Source organism: Paenarthrobacter sp. TE3676 (assembly GCF_056279165.1).
In genome coordinates this window covers 64,196-81,652 of sequence record NZ_JBWBQU010000003.1, presented here as the reverse complement: position 1 = coordinate 81,652, position 17,457 = coordinate 64,196, and the positions used below count along the sequence as shown (strand labels likewise).

Sequence of the window (17,457 nt, the reverse complement as noted above, 5' to 3'; positions counted from 1 at the left end):
CGATAAGGCAGGACACTATTGTTTCCCACTGACTCCGCCTGCCATGGCCGCCGTTGACATGGCAGCATCCCCCACCCGCCCCAGCGCACTGGCTGGCTACGAGGATTGGCCGGCCTACGTCGCCCGGAATCGGCTCTCCGCTGACTCCAAGGAAGCCGCGCAGCTCGCTGACACACTCGGCGTACCCGCCGTAACACCGGACCTCGAGTACGCAGTGCAGTCCGAATCAGAGCACGACGGCGTCATCACCTCGCGCCTGCAGTGGCAGTTGGGTTTCGGGCCAAGGACGTCCGCGTGGTTCGTGCGGCCGGCCGGCGCCACGGGGCCGCTGCCCGGGTTGCTCGCCCTGCACTGCCACGGCGGGATCAAGGCCTACGGTGCTGAGCGGCTTGTGGCCCTGCCCGACGGTGGGGACCATCCCGACGGAGTGGGCAATCCCGACGGCGGCGCCCCCTTGGGCGAGAGGCCCGGCAACGCCCCCGGTTCGGCGTCGCTTGGGTTGCCGCCCCTCGATGTCAGGGCCAAGCTCTATGGCGGCCGGGCACTCGCCACGTGGTTGGCTCAACAGGGCTTTGCCGTCCTTGCCCACGACACCTTCATGTGGGGCAGCCGCCGATTCGGACTCGATCCCCTTCCTTGGCGAACTGCCAATGCGGTCAGCGGCCAGGAGGCACTCTGGCGGGAGGCCGGCGTCGAACTTTCCGCAGCGGAACGGTTCAACGCAGCGGCTGCCGCCCACGAGGAAACGGTGGCGAAGGCCGCAACGCTGATCGGCACCAGTGTTGCCGGGACCGTTGCGCACGACGACCTCGCGGCATTGGGTGTCCTCGCATTGCTTCCGGGCGTGGACATGGATCGGCTTGGCTGCGTGGGCTTCTCCGGCGGTGGCGGGCGGGCCATGGTGCTCGGTGCGCTGAGCCCGCTGATCCGGAGTTATGTGGTGACGTGCATGATGACCACGTTCGGCTCACTCCTGCCCTCCCACCTGGACGCCCACTCTTGGTTGCTGCACACCCCCGGGCTGGCCAAGCTCGGGGAATGGCCGGATCTGGCAGTCCGCTCCAGTGCCACGGTCCTGGTCCAATACGGGCTGGCTGATCAGCTTTTCCCGGAACAGGGAATGCGCGATGCCCATCACCATCTCCTGGAGAATATGCCGGCCCGCTACACGGGCAGCTTTTGGCAGGAACCCCACGTTTTCACCCCGGCAATGCAGGACGAAGCCGCGTCTTTCCTCACCGCAGCCTTGCAGCCCCGCCAACCCACCAGCACGCCCACACCTGATTCCACTAGGACATACCAATGACACAACCCCTCACCGTCACCACAGCGGGGGGCCATGCCCGGCTCCCTCGCATCGCGCTCGTGGGCGTGCACGGCTTCGGCGAACGGCACCTCGAAAACCTTGCTCGCCTGGGTGCTGACCGCGCCCTCGAGCTGGTTGCCGTTGCCGACCCGCACCCCCCGGAAGAGGGAACGCTCGGCCCCGACGTCGCGGTCTTCGCTTCCCTTGACGAGCTCCTGGCTGCAGGAACCGCACCGGATGTCGTCATCGTCTCCACACCTATCCAGACGCACGCGCGGCTTGCCCTTGCTGCCCTCAAGGCCGGGGCCAACGTCTACCTGGAGAAGCCACCGGTGGCGTCCATGGCGCAGTACCAGGAGGTCATGGCAGCGGCAGCGAGCACGGGCCGCTTGGTGCAGGTGGGTTTCCAGAGCCTGGGGTCAGAGGCCCTGCCTGCGATCGAAACCGTGGTGGAATCCGGCGAAATCGGCGAAGTCCGCGGCATCAGCGCCACGGGGCAGTGGCTGCGGAGCAAGGCGTACTTCAAACGGTCCCGATGGGCCGGGAAACGCAGCATCAACGGGACCGATGTGGTGGACGGAGTGGCCACCAACGCTTTGGCCCACGCTGTGGCTACAGGGCTCCGGCTGGCTGGCGCCCGGACAATGGCGGACGTTGAATCCGTGGATACCGACCTTTACAGGGCAAACGACACCGAAAGTGACGACACCTCCGTGGTGAGGGTCCGGATGGCAGGTGGCACTGTCCTGACCTGTGCCTTGACGCTCTGCGCTCCCGTGCAGTCCGCGCCGTCGGTCACCATCCACGGGACGCTGGGGCAGCTCACGCTCTTTTATACGGAGGACCGACTGGAGGTCACCTCTCCACGGGGTGTCCGGACTGAGACCTACGGACGGATCGACTTGCTGGAGAACCTGCTGGCGGCCACCAGCGCGCAGGACCTCCTCAGCCCGCTCTCCGGGTCCGGCGCGTATGCGTCAGTCCTGGAGGCCATCCGAACGGCCGATGCACCCCGGGAGATACCTTCGGACTTCATCACGTGGGAAGGCACCGGCGACGACGCCCACGCCGTGGTGCATGGCATCGAGTCGCTCATCCGCCGGGCAACCTTGGGGCAGGCCACGTTTGCTGAGCTCGGCGCCCCTTGGACTTTATCCGGCGGACCCACCTTGGATATTGACGGCACGTCCGTCGCAACTTTGCAGGACGGATCCCGTATCCGGCCTACGTCGTCGCCGCGGCCCTACCTCCACCCCGTGCGGACGCTTGCCGGCACCGTGGTTACCGATCACGTCCCCGAGGACCACGTGTGGCATCTCGGAGCAGGAGTTGCCCTCCAGGACGTTGACGGCATCAACTTCTGGGGCGGCCGCACTTACACCCGCGACGCCGGGGCATACGTCTGGCGGAAAGACCACGGACAGATTGTGGTTGAAGCCGCGGAGCACGCTGACGGAGAGCGGCGCGAACAGTTGAGCTGGCTCGGCCCCGACGGATCACCGGTACTCCGCGAACAACGGGAGTGGCGCTGGGCCGCCGTCGGAAATTCAGCGTGGAAACTCACGTTGGACTTCACCCTGGAATCCGCCACGAGGCGTCCGGTGCTACTGGGCAGCCCCGGCTCCAACGGGCGGCCGCAGGGCGGTTACGGTGGCTTCTTCTGGCGGCTGCCGAAGGTCGGCGACGCCACCATCTGGACTCCCAGCTCGAGGGGCGAGGACGCCGTGCACGGCAGCGTAGCGCCATGGCTGGCTTGGTCCGGAACGTTCGACGCCGGACCCGCCGGGGCCTCGCACGTCGCCGGCGATCCCGGGCTGGGCCATCCGGCCACGCTCGTGTTTCTTGCAGCGCCTCAAGCGCCTGACCCTTGGTTCGTCCGGCACTCGGGCTACCCCGGCGTCGGACTGTCCTTGGCGTGGGATGAGCCGGTGGCAACCGAACCCGGCCGCCCGGTCAAACGAACTGTCACCGTGCTCATCGCGGACGGCTTTTTGGCAACACAAGACATTGAACAACTCATCACCACCTTGGGGGAATCGGCATGACCACGCCTACTCAATTCACGCCGGCCCTGACTGCGGCCACTGCGCCCGGCAACGTTGCCGACCGCGCGGTAAAGCGCCAGCGGGTGCTGGACATCCTGGACGCTGCGGGCCGCGACTCGCTATTGCTCGCAACCAATACGGCCCTCACCTGGTACCTGGACGGCAGCCGGGTCCATATCAGCCTGGCCGGCGACCCCATCGCGGCCCTCTTGGTAGACCGCTCCGGCGACCACTTGGTCACTTTCAACAATGAGGCCGGACGGATCGCTGCAGAGGAGTTGCCGGACGGGGTCAGCCTGGACACGGTTCCGTGGCACGGCCAATTGCATGCGGCCGCGGCGGGCCTGGCCGTTGATGGCAACCCGCTGGCGGAAGCGGCCGTCGCCACGGAGCTGCGGGCGGCCCGCCAGCAACTGCTGCCTGCCGAGGCAGCCCGGTACGCCTCACTTTCCGCCGACGCAGCCGCAGCCATGACGGACGTCCTCATGGCTGCGACCCCGGAAACCACGGAATTCCAGCTCGTCTCGGAGCTGGCAGCGCGGATGGTGGCGGTGGGCGCCGAGCCGCTTGTCCTACTTTGCAATGGTGCTTCCCGGAGCGACTTCCGGCACCCGCTCGCCACGCATTCCCCCCTCGGACGCCGCGCCATGGCCGTGGTGTGCGCGCGCCGGAACGGCTTGGTTGCCAACGTCACCCGTTGGGTAGCGTTCGACGCCGGCACTCCCCGGGAGCTCGACGCCGAGGCACGCATCGCCGCTGTTGAGGCCGACATCTTCCGGGCCACGGTGCCCGGGGCCCGCCTCAACGAGATCTTCGCCGAGATTAAGCAGTCCTATGCGCGGCACGGTTTCGGCGATGACCAGTGGACGCTTCACCACCAGGGTGGGCCGGCCGGTTACGCGGGCCGTGATCCCCGGGTCACCGCTGACGTCACGGATACGGTGGTGCTCAACCAGCCCTTCACGTGGAACCCGTCGGGGCCCGGCGTGAAGATCGAGGACACGGTGCTGCTCACGGATTCCGGCCTGCGTGTCCTGACCACTGACCACCGTTGGCCGACCACCGAAGTGGACGGCCGCCGTCGTCCACTGACGCTGCGCCCCTAACACCTGCTCCCACCACGAAAGGGGCGCGGTCGCCGCGATGGTGACCCCGCCCCTTTCGTCTGCCCCTGCCCAAGTAAGTAACAGCAAACGTCGCTATGAGGGCTCATTGCGACGTTTGCTGTTACTCAGTTGGGTGCGCTTTGGGGGCGTTAGCTGAGCTTTAGCACGCCGTCCACGCGCCGGGGGATTCCCAACGGGTTGGCGTCGTGCAAGGCCGGGTGCAGGACAGACTCGGGGGCGTCCTGATAGGCCACCGGACGCTGGAAGCGGCGCACCGCAGTGGCACCTACCGAGGTGAACAAGGACGTCGTGGCCGGGTATGGGCCACCATGCTGCTGCGCCCAATTCACGGCAACACCCGTGGGCCAGCCGTCGAAGAGGACCCTGCCGGCGAGACCGCTGAGTTGCTCCACAAGCGCGGAAACGTCCTCGCCCGGCTGTGCGTGTACGGTGCCCGTCAGGCTGCCCGGGACCTTCGCCAGGGCCGCGGACAGTTCCTCCTGGTTGGCGTACTCGATGAGCAGCGTGGTGGGGCCGAAGCACTCCTCCAACAACTCCTCGGGGCGTTCCAGGACGTTGGCTGCACTGGTGGAGAACACCACGGGTGCGGCACCGTCGGCCAGGCTGTTCTGCTGCACAGTGCCACTGACGACGGCGACACCCGGCTGGTCTGCGACGTTACGGAGCCCATCCGGGTAGGCCTCGGCGATGCGCTCCGTGAGCATGGCAGCGGTGGGCTTGTCCTTGCTGGCCTCTGCCAGGTGCGAGGCGAAGTCCGTACCAGCCGGGATGAACACGAGCCCCGGCTTGGTGCAGAACTGGCCGGCACCCATGGTGAATGAGCCGGCCAACCCGGAGGCCAGCTGCTGTCCGCGTTCCGCGAGTGCGTCCGCCGTGATGACCACGGGGTTGAGGCTGCCGAGCTCGCCATAGAACGGGATCGGCTCCGGCCTTGACGCGGCGAGATCGAACAATGCGCGACCGCCCGGAATGGAGCCGGTGAAGCCGACGGCCTTGATGGCGGGATCCTGAACCAGGGCTGTGCCTGCCTCGCGGCCGCTGACCAGGGCGAAGATCCCTTCCGGCGCTCCGGCCTTGGCCAGGGCTTCGCCGACGATCTCAGCGGTGCGCTCGGAGAGGCGGAGGTGTCCCGAGTGCGCTTTCACGATCACCGGGCAGCCCACGGCAAGCGCGGACGCGGTGTCGCCACCTGCCACGGAGAAAGCGAACGGGAAGTTCGACGCCGAGAACACGGCTACGGGGCCGATCGGACGCAGGATGCGGCGCAGGTCGGGCTTGGGCGGGGTGGAGGCAGGGTCAGCGTGGTCAATGACCGCCTCAAGGTACGAGCCCTCGGTGATCACGTTGGCGAAAAGCCTCAACTGGCCACTGGTCCGTGCTACCTCGCCCGTGAGCCGGACAGTGCCCAGGCTCGTCTCGGAATCGGCGATCGCCACCAGTTCAGTGACATTGGAGTCCAGGGCGTCGGCGACGGCGGTCAGCCAAGCGGCGCGTTCGGCGTCGGAAGCTGCTGCGGTCACCTTTGCAGCCTCGGTGGCTGCGGCCGTGATGGCTGTCAGGTCAAGAGTTGCTGTACTCAATGCGGTTTCCTTTACTGTCAGGGACGGAGCTGTCAGGGGCGGGCAGCCGTGCCGGCTGTCCGCTGAATTCGAAGCCAAGCCCGGGACGGCCTGAAGACGTGAGCCGGCTGTTGCGGATGCGTACCGGGGACGGCCCGTCCAGGATGCCTAGCTGCTCGAAGGAGGCGTCTTCCACGTCTTCCACGCTGACGGCTTCAGCCAGGGTAAGCGCCAGCTGCCCGGAGAGTTCCGGGAGCAGGTGTGGCGCCACCCTGATGCTGTTGGTTCGGGCCAGCTCAACAATCCTGCGGAACGGCGTGATGCCTCCTACGCGGACGATGTTGGGCTGGATGATGTCCACTGCTTCAGCTTCGATGAAGTCACGGAAACGGTAGATGGTGTGGACGTTCTCCCCCAGTGCGATGGGCACGGGCGACTGCTTGCGCAAACGCCGGTAGGCCCAGAGGTCGTCAGCGCGGATGGGTTCTTCCAGCCATTCCAGTCCGTACTCCCCCAAAACCTCCAGGGCACGGAACGTATGGGCGAGATCCCATCGCTGGTTGGCGTCGATCATGAGAAGCCGGTCCGGTCCGATGACCTGCCTTACAGCGGCTACACGCTCGGCGTCCTCCCGGAGTTCGGGCTTGCCCACCTTGATTTTCACGGCATTATGCCCGGCGGCCACCCATCGCCGGGCCTGCTCGACGAGCTGATCCAGCGTGTAATGGAGATTCACGCCGGAGCCGTACACTTCCACGGACTCCTGGCGTTGACCAAGAAGTCCCGTGACGGACGTGCCTGCCTGTCGCGCTTTCACGTCCCAAAGTGCCAGGTCAACGCCAGCCATGGCAATGGTGGTGAGGCCACCCCCGCCGGCCTCATGCAGCCGCTTCCAGAGCTGGTCCCACACGATTTCCGGGTTGGCTTCCAAACCCAGGATGAACGGTGCGATGTCGTAATCCAAGAGGGCTTTGACCGCCTGTGGACCAATGGTGGGTGTCCACGAGAATCCGTGGCCCGGGCCGCCGTCGTCCGTGGTCAGTTCGGTGACGATCACATGGTTCTCGGGCGCCTCGGCACCCCAGCTGCGCAGCAGCGGGACCGTGATCAGCCGGGTGGTGAGGCCCGTAATGCGGGCCGGCATCAGCTGCCCGCCAGCTCGTGGCCCTTGGCCAGGATGGACTTGAGCTCCAGCAGTTGTTCCTCGGAGGGGTCCACCAGCGGCGGACGAACGGGGCCGACGGGAAGCCCGGCGAGGCGCAAGCCGGCCTTGATCAGGGAGACGCCAAAGCCCGGAGTCTGGTCGCGCAGGCGGACGAGCGGAGCGTAGAAACCTTCGAGCAGCGCGTGGCGGCGCTCCTCATCACCGGACACATAGGCATCGTAGTATGCCTTGGCAATTTCCGGAGCCATGGCGAATGCGGCCGAGGAGTACAGGGGAATGCCGAGGCCACGGTAAGCGCCCTGGGTCAGTTCGGCCGTCAGCAGGCCATTGAACAGGGCAAAGTCGGTGCGGCCGCTGGCGTTGATCGCGGAAACAATTTCCTGGGCCAGGCCGACGTCGCCGATTCCATCCTTGAAGCCAACCACCTTCGGGTTGGCGGTGAGGCGGGTGATCGACTCCGCGGTGAACTTGGCCGTACCCCGGTGGTACACAATCACCGGCAGGCTGCTCGCGGCGGCAATGGCTTCTACGTAGGCCACAACGCCGTCGGTGGGACCGGTCACCAAGTACGGCGGGAGCACCAGGAGGGCGTCCGCGCCGGCTTCCTCAGCCACCTTGGCAGCGGCAATTGCATGACCCAAGGGTCCACCGGCACCGGAAACTACAGGCACGGCTCCCGCAACGGCCTCAACGGCGGCAGTCACCACAGTACGGACTTCCTCCAGTGAGAGCGCATGGAATTCGCCTGTGCCGCACGCAGGGAACACACCGCCCGGGCCGAACGGAAGCCGGGAGGTGATGTGCTCCTTGAGTAGCGCCACGTCCACGGTGCCGTCTTCGGCGAAGGGAGTGACGGGGAAGAACAGTACGCCGTCGAAGTTCATGGTGTCTCCTTGGTTGCTCCCGCCGGAACCAAGCCGGCGGGTATCTCGTCATTGAGTGCTGCTTGTTCGCTTGCTGCTGTGTCTTCGCCCTCGAATGGCGGCGTAAGTTCGGTGCGCCAGGTTCTCTTCGGCTCCCAGCCGAGGAGTTCCCGGGCCTTATCGATGGAGAACGCCGGGCTGGTGCCGGTCAGGTGCCCGGTCAAGGGACCGCTGCCCGGAAGGAAGCGCGGGAACAATTCCGCAAGGGGCGCTGTAGCCAAGGCATCCTTGGCGCCAACAAAGAAGACCTGGCCGTTGGGGATGGCATCCATCTTCTCCAGCAGCACGTCCAGCAAATCAGCAACATCCCGCGCGTCCACGTAGTTGAACAACGCCGGGGCGGAAAGCGCCGGATCCTGCAGCCGCTCACGGACCGTGTGCCCTTGCTGCGTCAGCGCCCCTTCCCACTCCTCCGGGGAAATCACGTAGCACGGACGGAACGCCGCGTACCTGATCTTGTTGCCCTGCGCCGCAGCGAACATCTGCACGGTCTGCTCGGCGATCAGCTTGGACAGCGCGTAGGCGTTCCACGGCTTGGGCGGCGTCTGCTCGTTCAAGGGGAACGACGGCGGCAGCCACCCTGCCGGTGAGCCATAGCCCAGGGCGGTGGGGCTGCTTGCCGTCACGATCTTGGGGACACCTGCATCAGTGGCAGCGCTGACTACTGCATAGGCGAGCCGGGTGTTCGTGCTGAAAATGACGTCCTCAGGCGCGCTGAACGGTACGGCAATAGCAGCGAGGTGGATGACGGCGTCGGGCGCTGTTTCCCGAATCAGCCGCTCCGCCTCCCCGGGCGCCAAGAGATCTGCCGCGTATTGCTCGGCTCCGGCCGGCAGCTGTTCAGCCGGCATAGCGTCCCGGTCTACAGAAATCACTTTGTGTCCAGCCTCCGCAAGTCCAGCCACAACACTGCGGCCAAGCCTGCCGGAACCGCCGGTGACGAAAATCCTGCTCATGGTCTTTTCCTTGCTGGGGTAGTGAACGGTCAGGCCTGGCCGCGGCTGAGATCGACGCCGAGGCCAAGTTCACTGATGCGGACGGGAAGGTCAGAGTCCAGGGACTTGTTTCCGGCGATGCCCACCGACACGGAACGAAGTCCATCGATGTAGCCGGAGGGGCGGCCCAAGGGGTCAACGCCCGGGCCATTGAAGAGGTCCGAAAGGAGCAGGTTGTCGCCGCCGCCGTGACCACCTTCGCCGTTGACGATCGGAACTTCGTAGGCTGCTTCCCAGTGGCGTTGAACCACCAGGCGCTCGCCGTTCCGGCGCACTGCGTCATCTTCCTCGATGGGCGTGGCGCTCGGGTCCACTACGGTCTTCTTGTCGGTGCTGGACTCGACGGCGGCGCGTTCCACCACTTCGAGTTCGGCCCGGCCTTCGGTGCCGTTGACGGTGACACGGTAGCCTTCCCACGGGCTGTGGGCGTTCAGGGAGTAGCTCAGCGTGGGGCCTCCCTGGTAGTCCACCACGAGGGCGAGGTTGTCCTCGATGGTGATGCCCTCGGTGAAAACGTCCTGGTCACGGAGGTAGCCGTCAAACTTTTCGTTGTCGTAATACAGGGCCTTCAGGCGCTCATCCTCGCGCATGTCCAAGCGGAACGGATCGTGCCCCAGGCCATCAACCGTGCCGCGCTCCGGACGGTCTCCCAAGCCTCGCTCGGCAGCGTTCCTTTCGCCGTAGAAGCGCAGGCCACCGGAGGCAAACACCCGCTCCGGAACGTCGTTGATCCACCAGTTGACCAGGTCGAAGTGGTGCGATGCCTTGTGGATGAGCAGGCCGCCGGAGTTCTTCTTTTCGCGGTGCCAGCGGCGGAAGTAGTCAGCGCCGTGCACGGTATCCAGGACCCAGCTGAAGTCGATGGACGTGACCTTGCCGATCACGCCGTTCTGGATGACTTCCTTGAGAGCGGTGTTGCGCGGCGAGTAGCGGTAGTTGAAGGTCACCACCACGTTTTTGCCGGTCTTCGCCACGGCCTCGGTGATGCGGCGGCAGCCCTCCACATCGATGGTCAGCGGCTTTTCAACCACGACGTCGGCACCCGCCTCGAGTGCCTCAACGATGTAGTCCGCGTGGGTGTAGTCGGGCGTCGTGACGATGACGCGCTCGATGCCATTGGACTGGATGAAGCTGGTTAGCTCGCCAGGGGCGAAGGAAGCCACCGGCTCAGTCCCGCCGAGTTCCTTGATCAGGTCCTGGTAGAAGTCCACGCGACCCTGGTTGACGTCCGAGAGCGCAATAAGTTCTGCGACATCCGCGTGTTGCCCGTAGATCGCCCGGATATACATCTCCGAGCGGCCACCGGTTCCAATCAGTGCTATACGGGTCCGCTTGGGGGTCTTGGTGGTCGTTTCGGCGGATTCGGTCTTGGTTACGGCTGAGTCGACGTTGACCATGTGGGGTGCCCCTTTCAGGAAGGCAGGAGTGAACCGCTTGACGGCCCGGCTTCGTATGGGAAGAATCATGAGAAAGCGTTTTCTCAGAGCGTTATAAGCTTTGTATCAAGACTCTGGTGGTCACGTCAACCACTGCTCCAACGACGGAGCATGCGGGAGGCGACCAATGGGAAGGGGCCACATGGCACGCAGGAACACCAACAGGCGCGTCGGCATCGCCGATGTCGCAGAAAAGGCCGGCGTCTCGCACGCCACCGTTTCACGTGTCATGAACGGAAATGCCGCAGTTGATCCCGGCATTGCCGCGAGGGTCCGGGCCGCCGCGGTTGAACTGAAATACCAGCCCAATCCAGTGGGGCGCAGCCTGGCACTCGGCAAGACAGACACCATCGGAATCGTGGTTCCGGACCTGGCCAACCCCACCTTCCAGGCAATCCTTCGCGGACTCAGCATCGCAGCTGCCCAGGACGGGTACCGCGTCCTCATTGCCGATTCCTCGGAAGTTACCAGCGAGGAAGCCATCCTCGCCGGTGAAGCCCGCCGCCGCTGCGATGGCGTGGTGCTTTGCGCTCCCCGCATGAGCGATGCCGAGCTGGAGGAGTTGGCCCCTACCCTGCATCCGCTGGTGCTGATCAACCGCACCACCATCGCCACCAATACTCCAAGCCTGAGCGTGGACTACGGGCAAGGCATCCAGGAACTGGCGCAGCACCTGGTGACCTTAGGCCACCGCCGCCTGGTGTTCCTCTCCGGCCCGGAGCACAGTGCATCCAATCGCCAACGCCTGGTGGGCTTGGACCAATTCCGCAAGGATCACCCGGACATCGAGTTGCAGATGCTCCACGGCGGTTCCAACTTCGATTCGGGCCATGAGTCCACCGAGGCCATCATCGCCAGCGGTGCCACGGGCATCCTGGCCTTCAACGACCTCGTAGCCATGGGGCTGCTCAGCGGGCTGCACGAACGCGGAGTGCGCGTCCCGGAAGACATCTCAGTAACCGGATTCGATGACATCCCGTTCGCCAAATACACCACTCCCCCGCTGACCACCGCGGCTGTGCCCATCAACGAGCTCGGAAGCCTGGCTTGGCGAAGGATGCGCGAACAGATCCAGCAGGCCGGCGAAGCCACCACCCAGGCCCAGGACGAGTTCTCACCCAGGGTGGAGATCCGCAAGAGCACCGCGGCGCCGGCCCTCAAGCCCGCGAGTTGACACTTAATGCCAATGTTCGAGCCGAACATTGGCATTAGGTGTCACTTGGGCGGAGGGTTGAGCCCACGCCGGCCTCCTTGTAGAAGCCTTGAATGTGCGCGGCAACAAGCTCAGCTGCTTTGCCGCCGTCGTTATTGTTCACAGCGGCGAGGATGGCACGGTGCTCGGCCCGAAGCCTGCTGCACGTCGCATTCCAATCGGGCAGGTTTCCGGTGAGTTCACCGGCATAGTTCTCGATTGCGCCCCGGAGCGACGCCATCATGGCACTGACCACTGAGTTGCCCGCCGCTTGGGCCAGCGCCACGTGAAAACGCGCGTCAAGGGCCAGGAATGAATCAATGTCCGGGGCGGCATCCATCTGATCCAGCAGCTCCGCGGCTTCCTCCAGCGCCGGTACGCCCACGTGGGCCCGTTCCGCAGCCCACGATTCGAGCAGCACTCGAGTCTCAACGATGTCTGCCACGGGAAGATGGCGTGTGGCTACATGCAGCCGAAGCGTAGAGCCCAGCGCAGATCCGGGCTCGGCGATCACCACAGTACCGGCGTCCTTACCCGAACCCACGCCGGCCCGGACCACACCCATGGCTTCGAGGATCCTGACAGCCTCGCGCACCGAGGTCCGGGAAACCTGCAGTTGCTCGGCCATGACACGTTCCCCCGGGAGCCGTCCACCCAAAGTGAGATCTCCGTCAGACAGCTGCTTCTCGATCCATTGCAGGACCAACTCGTGGGTACGCATAACGGAATACTAGTTGATGTGGTCCAACCACATGGATTACAGTGTGGTTAGACCACAGAATTCAAGGGAGAACCGCATGACCGACACCCTCGACCCCAAAATCACCGCCGCGCCAGCGAACGCTGGCAGCGATCACAACGTGACACGCACAGCTCAGCCGCAGTCCGCCGTCGTGCAGTCATCTGCACCTCAGCCACCTGCACTGAAGCGCCGCGTGCCCAAGGTTTCCGACTTGGCCCCGCTGATGCAGTTCAAGAAGCCCGAATTCAGCAAGACCGCCCGGCTCAAGCGCGCCAGTACCATCTGGGAACTGCGCGACATGGCTAAGCGCCGCACGCCGCAGGCACCCTTCGATTACACGGACGGCGCCGCCGAAGAAGAGATCACCCTCCGTCGGGCACGCCAGGCATTCCAAGACATCGAGTTCCGCCCGGGCATCCTGCGTGACGTTTCGAGGATCGATCTCCGCACGGACATCCTGGGCAAGGAATCACGCCTCCCGTTCGGTATCGCCCCCACGGGTTTCACGCGCATGATGCAGTCGGAGGGCGAATATGCAGGCTCGCAGGCAGCTGAAGCGGCAGGCATTCCCTACACCCTGTCCACCATGGGCACCGCGTCCATCGAGGACGTTGCCACCGCCGCCCCGAACGGCCGCAACTGGTTCCAGCTATACCTATGGACGGACCGCGACCGCTCCCTCGAACTGATCGAACGCGCCGCCAAGGCCGGCAACGACACCCTCATGGTCACCGTTGACACCGCAGTTGCCGGCGCCCGGCTCCGCGATGTCCGCAACGGCATGACCATCCCGCCGGCGCTGACCATCAAGACAGTCCTGGACGCTTCTTACCGCCCGGCCTGGTGGTTCAATTTCCTCACTCACGAGCCGCTGACGTTTGCCTCACTCTCGCGCTACACCGGCACCGTGGCTGACCTCATCAACTCCATGTTCGACCCCACCCTGACCTACGAGGACCTCGACTGGCTCCGCGAAACCTGGAAGGGCAAGCTGGTGGTCAAGGGCATCCAGACCGTGGAAGACGCCCGCAAGGTAGTGGACCACGGCGCCGATGGCATCATCCTGTCCAACCACGGCGGCCGTCAACTGGACCGTGCACCCATCCCGTTCCACCTGCTGCCGGAGGTCACCACGGCCTTGAAGGCGGACAACAGCAAGGCTGCCGTCATGCTGGACACGGGCATCATGAGCGGCGCGGACATCGTGGCAGCCCTGGCTTTGGGCGCGGACTTTGCGCTGATCGGCCGCGCGTACCTCTACGGCCTGATGGCCGGTGGACGTGAAGGCGTGGATCGGACCATCCAGATCCTGGAAAAGGACATGACCCGCACCATGGCACTGCTCGGCGTCAGCAAGGTCTCCGACCTGAACCCGGACCACGTGCGGCTGCTCCAGCGCTAAAGCACCCAGGTAGGTAACAGCAACTGTCGCATTGGGGCTCCATTGCGACAGTTGCTGTTACTCAGTTGGGCTAAGGGGTATCAGATCAGGCCCTGCGCCAGCATCGCGTCGGCTACCTTGACGAAGCCACCAATGTTGGCGCCCACCACATAGTTTCCGGGCGCACCGTATTCGTCGGCAGTCGTGGCGCAGCGATCGTGGATGCCCACCATGATCTCGGTGAGGCGCTGTTCCGTGTGCTCGAAGGACCAGGAGTCGCGGCTGGCGTTCTGTTGCATTTCCAGCGCGGACGTAGCAACACCACCGGCATTGGCGGCCTTGCCCGGCCCGAACAGGATCCCGGCTGCCTGGAAGACTGACACAGCCGAACGGGTGGAGGGCATGTTGGCACCTTCAGCCACGGCGATCAGGCCGTTGCTGACCAGCTTGGCGGCAGCCTCGCCGTCGAGTTCGTTCTGCGTGGCGCAGGGCAAGGCCACGGTGCCGTTGACATCCCACACCGAACCGTCGGAAACGTGGGTCACTCCCGGCCGCCGTGCGGCGTACTCCGTCAGGCGCCCCCGCTCCACTTCCTTGATCCGGCTCAAAAGCGCGACGTCGATCCCCGCCTCATCCACGATGTAACCGGCGGAGTCTGAACAAGCCACCACGGTGGCACCGAGGGCCTGGGCCTTGGCGATGGCGTGGATGGCGACGTTGCCCGAACCGGAGACCACAACACGCTGCCCGTCGAAGGACTGCCCCCGGGTCTTGAGCATCTCCTGGGCGAAGATCACCGTGCCGTAACCGGTAGCCTCCGGACGTACCAGGGAGCCGCCCCACGAGATGCCCTTGCCGGTGAGGACACCGGATTCATAGCGGTTGGTGATGCGCTTGTACTGGCCGAAGAGGTAGCCGATTTCACGGCCGCCCACGCCGATGTCACCGGCCGGGACGTCGGTGTACTCGCCAATGTGGCGGTACAGCTCAGTCATGAAGGACTGGCAGAAGCGCATGATTTCGGCGTCGGAACGTCCGCGGGGATCGAAGTCCGAGCCTCCCTTGCCGCCGCCAATGGGCATGCCGGTGAGCGCATTCTTGAAGATCTGTTCGAAGCCAAGGAACTTCACGATTCCCAGATACACCGAGGGGTGGAATCGAAGTCCGCCCTTGTACGGGCCGAGGGCGGAGTTGAACTCCACACGGAAGCCGCGGTTTACGTGGACGCGGCCGGCGTCGTCGGTCCAGGGGACGCGGAAGATGATTTGCCGCTCGGGCTCGCACAGACGTTCAAGTACAGCGCCCTCAAGGAATTCAGGATGACGATCGTGGACAGGGCCAAGGCTTTCGAAGACCTCGGTGACGGCCTGGTGGAATTCCTTCTCTCCCGGGTTCCGCGCCAACACGGTGTCGCGGACTGTTTCGAGCCTTGAATCCATGCGTCTTCCTATCCTCAGTGCGCCGGCCAGCGGCGAGACGATCAGTCCCGCTCATGGTTGCACCGAGGGATATAGGATCTCCATCCGGAAGCAATGTGACCCGGGCCAAGGAGTTAACACAAGTGTAGAAAATCGTTGAAATCTCAAGGAAATGAGAGGTTAACGAAAACTCACAATGTGATAAGGATCACGTTAAGTCGAGGCCGACTATCGCTTTCGCCCGAACTTGGGAAGGTTGGGCAGGTTCGGTAGGTTCGCCAAAAGATCAGCGGCCTTAGTGGCCGCCCGGCCGACAGTACGGCCGATTTGCTGGGGCACGGTGTCGTCCGAGGCAGGATCCAAAGTGACCGGGATTCCGCTCGCATGAACCTTCACAGCCTGGCTGACGGCGTCAGTGCGGGTGGCCGGAGCCTCCGGCGAAGAGACAACAACAGCCGCGGCAGGGGGCCCGGCGGCGGGTGCCGGCTCGGTAGGTGCGACGACGGCGGGCGCCGGCGTGCCGACGTCGAACGTCTCCAGCCAGCTGGCGACGCCGGCGAGCGGCTTGGTATTCAACGCGTAGAAGCGCTTCTGGCCCTGGGCGCGCATGCTGACCAAGTCCGCCTCGCGGAGCACTTTCAAATGCTTGGAGATGGTGGGCTGGCTCGCAGCCAGTTCTTCCACCAGTTCGCCTACAGCTTTATCCCCAGAGCGGAGGGAGACCAGGATGTCGCGCCTGGTTGCCTCAGCTATGACGGCAAATACGTCGTCAGTCACCATGCCTCCCACCCTAGCGACATATACGCCGATTGGCATCCCTGTTTCGTGGCGCTACAGCGTCAGTCGAACCAGGGATCCAAGCCGTAAAGGGGGAAGATCTCTTTGCGCGTGGCAATAACGGTTCGGTCAACCTCGTCCGCAGGATCGTAACCGACCTCCCATGAGCGCCACCAGACGTCAACGTCGTCGCTCATGGACTCCGGGGCCCACACGCCGTACGTTTCCTTCACGTACGTCCGCCACGCTTCAGGCACGGGCGTGCTGAGCGGCACCGGACGTTGCGTCACCATCCCGATCAGGTGGCTCCAGGCACGCGGCACAACGCCAGTGACGTCGTAGCCGCCTCCCCCAGTCGCGATCCAGCGGTTATCGCAGTAGCGGGCGGCGAGGCCGGCGACGGCGGAAGCCGCCTCACGCTGACCGTCAATGCTGAGGTTGAGGTGCGTCAGGGGGTCGTCCCGGTGGGAGTCGCAGCCGTGCTGGCTGACAATGACTTCGGGCCGGAACGCGCCGACAAGCTGCGGGACCACCGCATGGAAAGCCCGCAGCCAGGCCGCGTCGCCGGTGAACGCAGGAAGCGCGACGTTAACCACGGTCCCCGGGGCGTTTGGTCCGCCGGTTTCGTTGGCAAAGCCCGTGCCGGGGAAAAGCGTGAGGCCCGATTCGTGCAGGCTGATGGTCATGACACGGGGGTCGTTCCAGAAAATACTCTGCGTACCGTCGCCATGGTGGGCGTCGACGTCGATGCTCACCACCCGCTGCACGCCGCCGTCGAGCAGCCGTTGGATAGCCATCGCAACGTCGTTGTAAACGCAAAAGCCGCTGGCCCGTTCCCTCGCGGCATGGTGCATCCCGCCACTGAAGTTCACAGCACGAACGGCTTGGCCGGACAGGATGGTCTCCGCCGCCAGCAGCGAACCGCCGGCGAGTCGGGCGCTGGCCTCGTGCATCCCGGCGAACGCGGGATCGTCCTCAGTTCCCAGGCCACGGTCCTCCTCCGGAGCCGAGGGATCGACACTGACGCGACGCACGGCCTCCACGTATTCGCGGCTGTGCACAGTAAAAAGTTCGACGTCGGTGGCCACCGTAGGCGCTTCGACGGCCACATGCTCGTGGTCAAACAGGCCGAGGGATTCGGCCAGCCGCGCTGTAAGTTCCAGCCGCTGCGGCGCCATGGGGTGACCCGGGCCAAAGTTATAGGCAGTCATGGCTGGATCCCACACCACCGTCGTTGGCAGTGCGGACCGCGTAATGCTGGAAGCTGTTGTTCCAAGCCGTGAGTTCATCCAGAACAGGCTACCTGAGCCCGGAGTAGCCTACCGCCCGGTTACGCCGCAGGAATAGTGGTTTACTACTCAGGAAAGCTTGTTCAACCGAGGAAGAGCGCC

Annotated in this window: 14 protein-coding genes; 5 read left to right on the top strand and 9 right to left on the bottom strand. The window is 64.8% G+C overall.

Features of this window, described 5'->3' with window-relative positions; genetic code table 11:
* The first annotated feature begins 43 nt into the window (after positions 1 to 43).
* Genes ACZ881_RS07955 through ACZ881_RS07945 form a run of 3 tightly spaced genes read left to right on the top strand, consistent with a single transcriptional unit; the run spans position 44 to position 4,457 of the window.
* On the top strand, positions 44 to 1,306 hold the full coding sequence (locus ACZ881_RS07955) for an acetylesterase (RefSeq protein ID WP_476115018.1): 1,263 nt from the start codon (positions 44 to 46) through the stop codon (positions 1,304 to 1,306).
* A complete protein-coding gene (locus ACZ881_RS07950) occupies positions 1,303 to 3,351 on the top strand; it encodes a DUF6807 family protein (RefSeq protein ID WP_476114020.1) in 2,049 nt (682 codons plus the stop codon). Before ACZ881_RS07955 ends, ACZ881_RS07950 begins: the two co-directional genes overlap by 4 nt.
* Positions 3,348 to 4,457, top strand: coding sequence for a M24 family metallopeptidase (locus ACZ881_RS07945; protein ID WP_476114017.1), 1,110 nt, complete (start codon positions 3,348 to 3,350; stop codon positions 4,455 to 4,457). The genes ACZ881_RS07950 and ACZ881_RS07945 overlap by 4 nt, the downstream gene beginning before the upstream one ends.
* Positions 4,458 to 4,606: 149 nt before the next feature.
* Here ACZ881_RS07945 and ACZ881_RS07940 read toward each other — a convergent pair whose 3' ends face one another.
* From ACZ881_RS07940 to ACZ881_RS07920, 5 genes are read right to left on the bottom strand one after another with little or no spacing between them, the layout of a single operon-like run.
* Positions 4,607 to 6,058, bottom strand: a complete 1,452-nt coding sequence (locus ACZ881_RS07940) for an aldehyde dehydrogenase (NADP(+)) (RefSeq protein WP_476114015.1) — start codon at positions 6,056 to 6,058, stop codon at positions 4,607 to 4,609.
* The gene (locus ACZ881_RS07935) at positions 6,039 to 7,181 is read right to left on the bottom strand and encodes a mandelate racemase/muconate lactonizing enzyme family protein (RefSeq protein ID WP_476114011.1); all 1,143 of its coding nucleotides are present in this window, start codon (positions 7,179 to 7,181) and stop codon (positions 6,039 to 6,041) included. Before ACZ881_RS07935 ends, ACZ881_RS07940 begins: the two co-directional genes overlap by 20 nt.
* Positions 7,181 to 8,086 (bottom strand): 5-dehydro-4-deoxyglucarate dehydratase, encoded by a 906-nt coding sequence (locus ACZ881_RS07930; RefSeq protein WP_091470457.1) that lies wholly within the window; start codon positions 8,084 to 8,086, stop codon positions 7,181 to 7,183. The genes ACZ881_RS07935 and ACZ881_RS07930 overlap by 1 nt, the downstream gene beginning before the upstream one ends.
* Positions 8,083 to 9,081, bottom strand: a complete 999-nt coding sequence (locus ACZ881_RS07925) for an NAD-dependent epimerase/dehydratase family protein (RefSeq protein WP_476114009.1) — start codon at positions 9,079 to 9,081, stop codon at positions 8,083 to 8,085. Before ACZ881_RS07925 ends, ACZ881_RS07930 begins: the two co-directional genes overlap by 4 nt.
* 29 nt (positions 9,082 to 9,110) lie before the next feature.
* Positions 9,111 to 10,517 carry a Gfo/Idh/MocA family protein gene (locus ACZ881_RS07920; protein WP_476114006.1) on the bottom strand — a complete coding sequence of 469 codons (1,407 nt, stop codon included), beginning with the start codon at positions 10,515 to 10,517 and terminating at the stop codon, positions 9,111 to 9,113.
* 181 nt (positions 10,518 to 10,698) lie between these two features.
* On the opposite strand from ACZ881_RS07920, the gene ACZ881_RS07915 reads away from it, so the two are divergent.
* The gene (locus ACZ881_RS07915) at positions 10,699 to 11,730 is read left to right on the top strand and encodes a LacI family DNA-binding transcriptional regulator (protein ID WP_091470452.1); all 1,032 of its coding nucleotides are present in this window, start codon (positions 10,699 to 10,701) and stop codon (positions 11,728 to 11,730) included.
* Positions 11,731 to 11,764: 34 nt separating this feature from the next.
* On the opposite strand, the gene ACZ881_RS07910 is transcribed toward ACZ881_RS07915, so the two are convergent.
* Positions 11,765 to 12,469, bottom strand: coding sequence for a FadR/GntR family transcriptional regulator (locus ACZ881_RS07910; protein WP_476114003.1), 705 nt, complete (start codon positions 12,467 to 12,469; stop codon positions 11,765 to 11,767).
* 76 nt (positions 12,470 to 12,545) lie between these two features.
* Between ACZ881_RS07910 and ACZ881_RS07905 the strand changes: the two genes are divergently transcribed.
* Positions 12,546 to 13,892 carry an alpha-hydroxy acid oxidase gene (locus tag ACZ881_RS07905; protein ID WP_306294133.1) on the top strand — a complete coding sequence of 449 codons (1,347 nt, stop codon included), beginning with the start codon at positions 12,546 to 12,548 and terminating at the stop codon, positions 13,890 to 13,892.
* An 80-nt stretch (positions 13,893 to 13,972) separates the two neighbouring features.
* Here ACZ881_RS07905 and gdhA read toward each other — a convergent pair whose 3' ends face one another.
* The 3 genes from gdhA to ACZ881_RS07890 all read right to left on the bottom strand — a co-directional run bounded on the left by gdhA (position 13,973) and on the right by ACZ881_RS07890 (position 17,355).
* Positions 13,973 to 15,310, bottom strand: a complete 1,338-nt coding sequence (gdhA, locus tag ACZ881_RS07900; protein ID WP_476113998.1) for an NADP-specific glutamate dehydrogenase — start codon at positions 15,308 to 15,310, stop codon at positions 13,973 to 13,975.
* A 207-nt stretch (positions 15,311 to 15,517) separates the two neighbouring features.
* Positions 15,518 to 16,069, bottom strand: coding sequence for an ArsR/SmtB family transcription factor (locus ACZ881_RS07895; protein ID WP_454811608.1), 552 nt, complete (start codon positions 16,067 to 16,069; stop codon positions 15,518 to 15,520).
* 59 nt (positions 16,070 to 16,128) lie between these two features.
* Entirely contained in the window at positions 16,129 to 17,355 is a 1,227-nt protein-coding gene (locus tag ACZ881_RS07890) for an acetoin utilization protein AcuC (protein ID WP_476113995.1), read from the bottom strand.
* Positions 17,356 to 17,457: the final 102 nt, after the last annotated feature.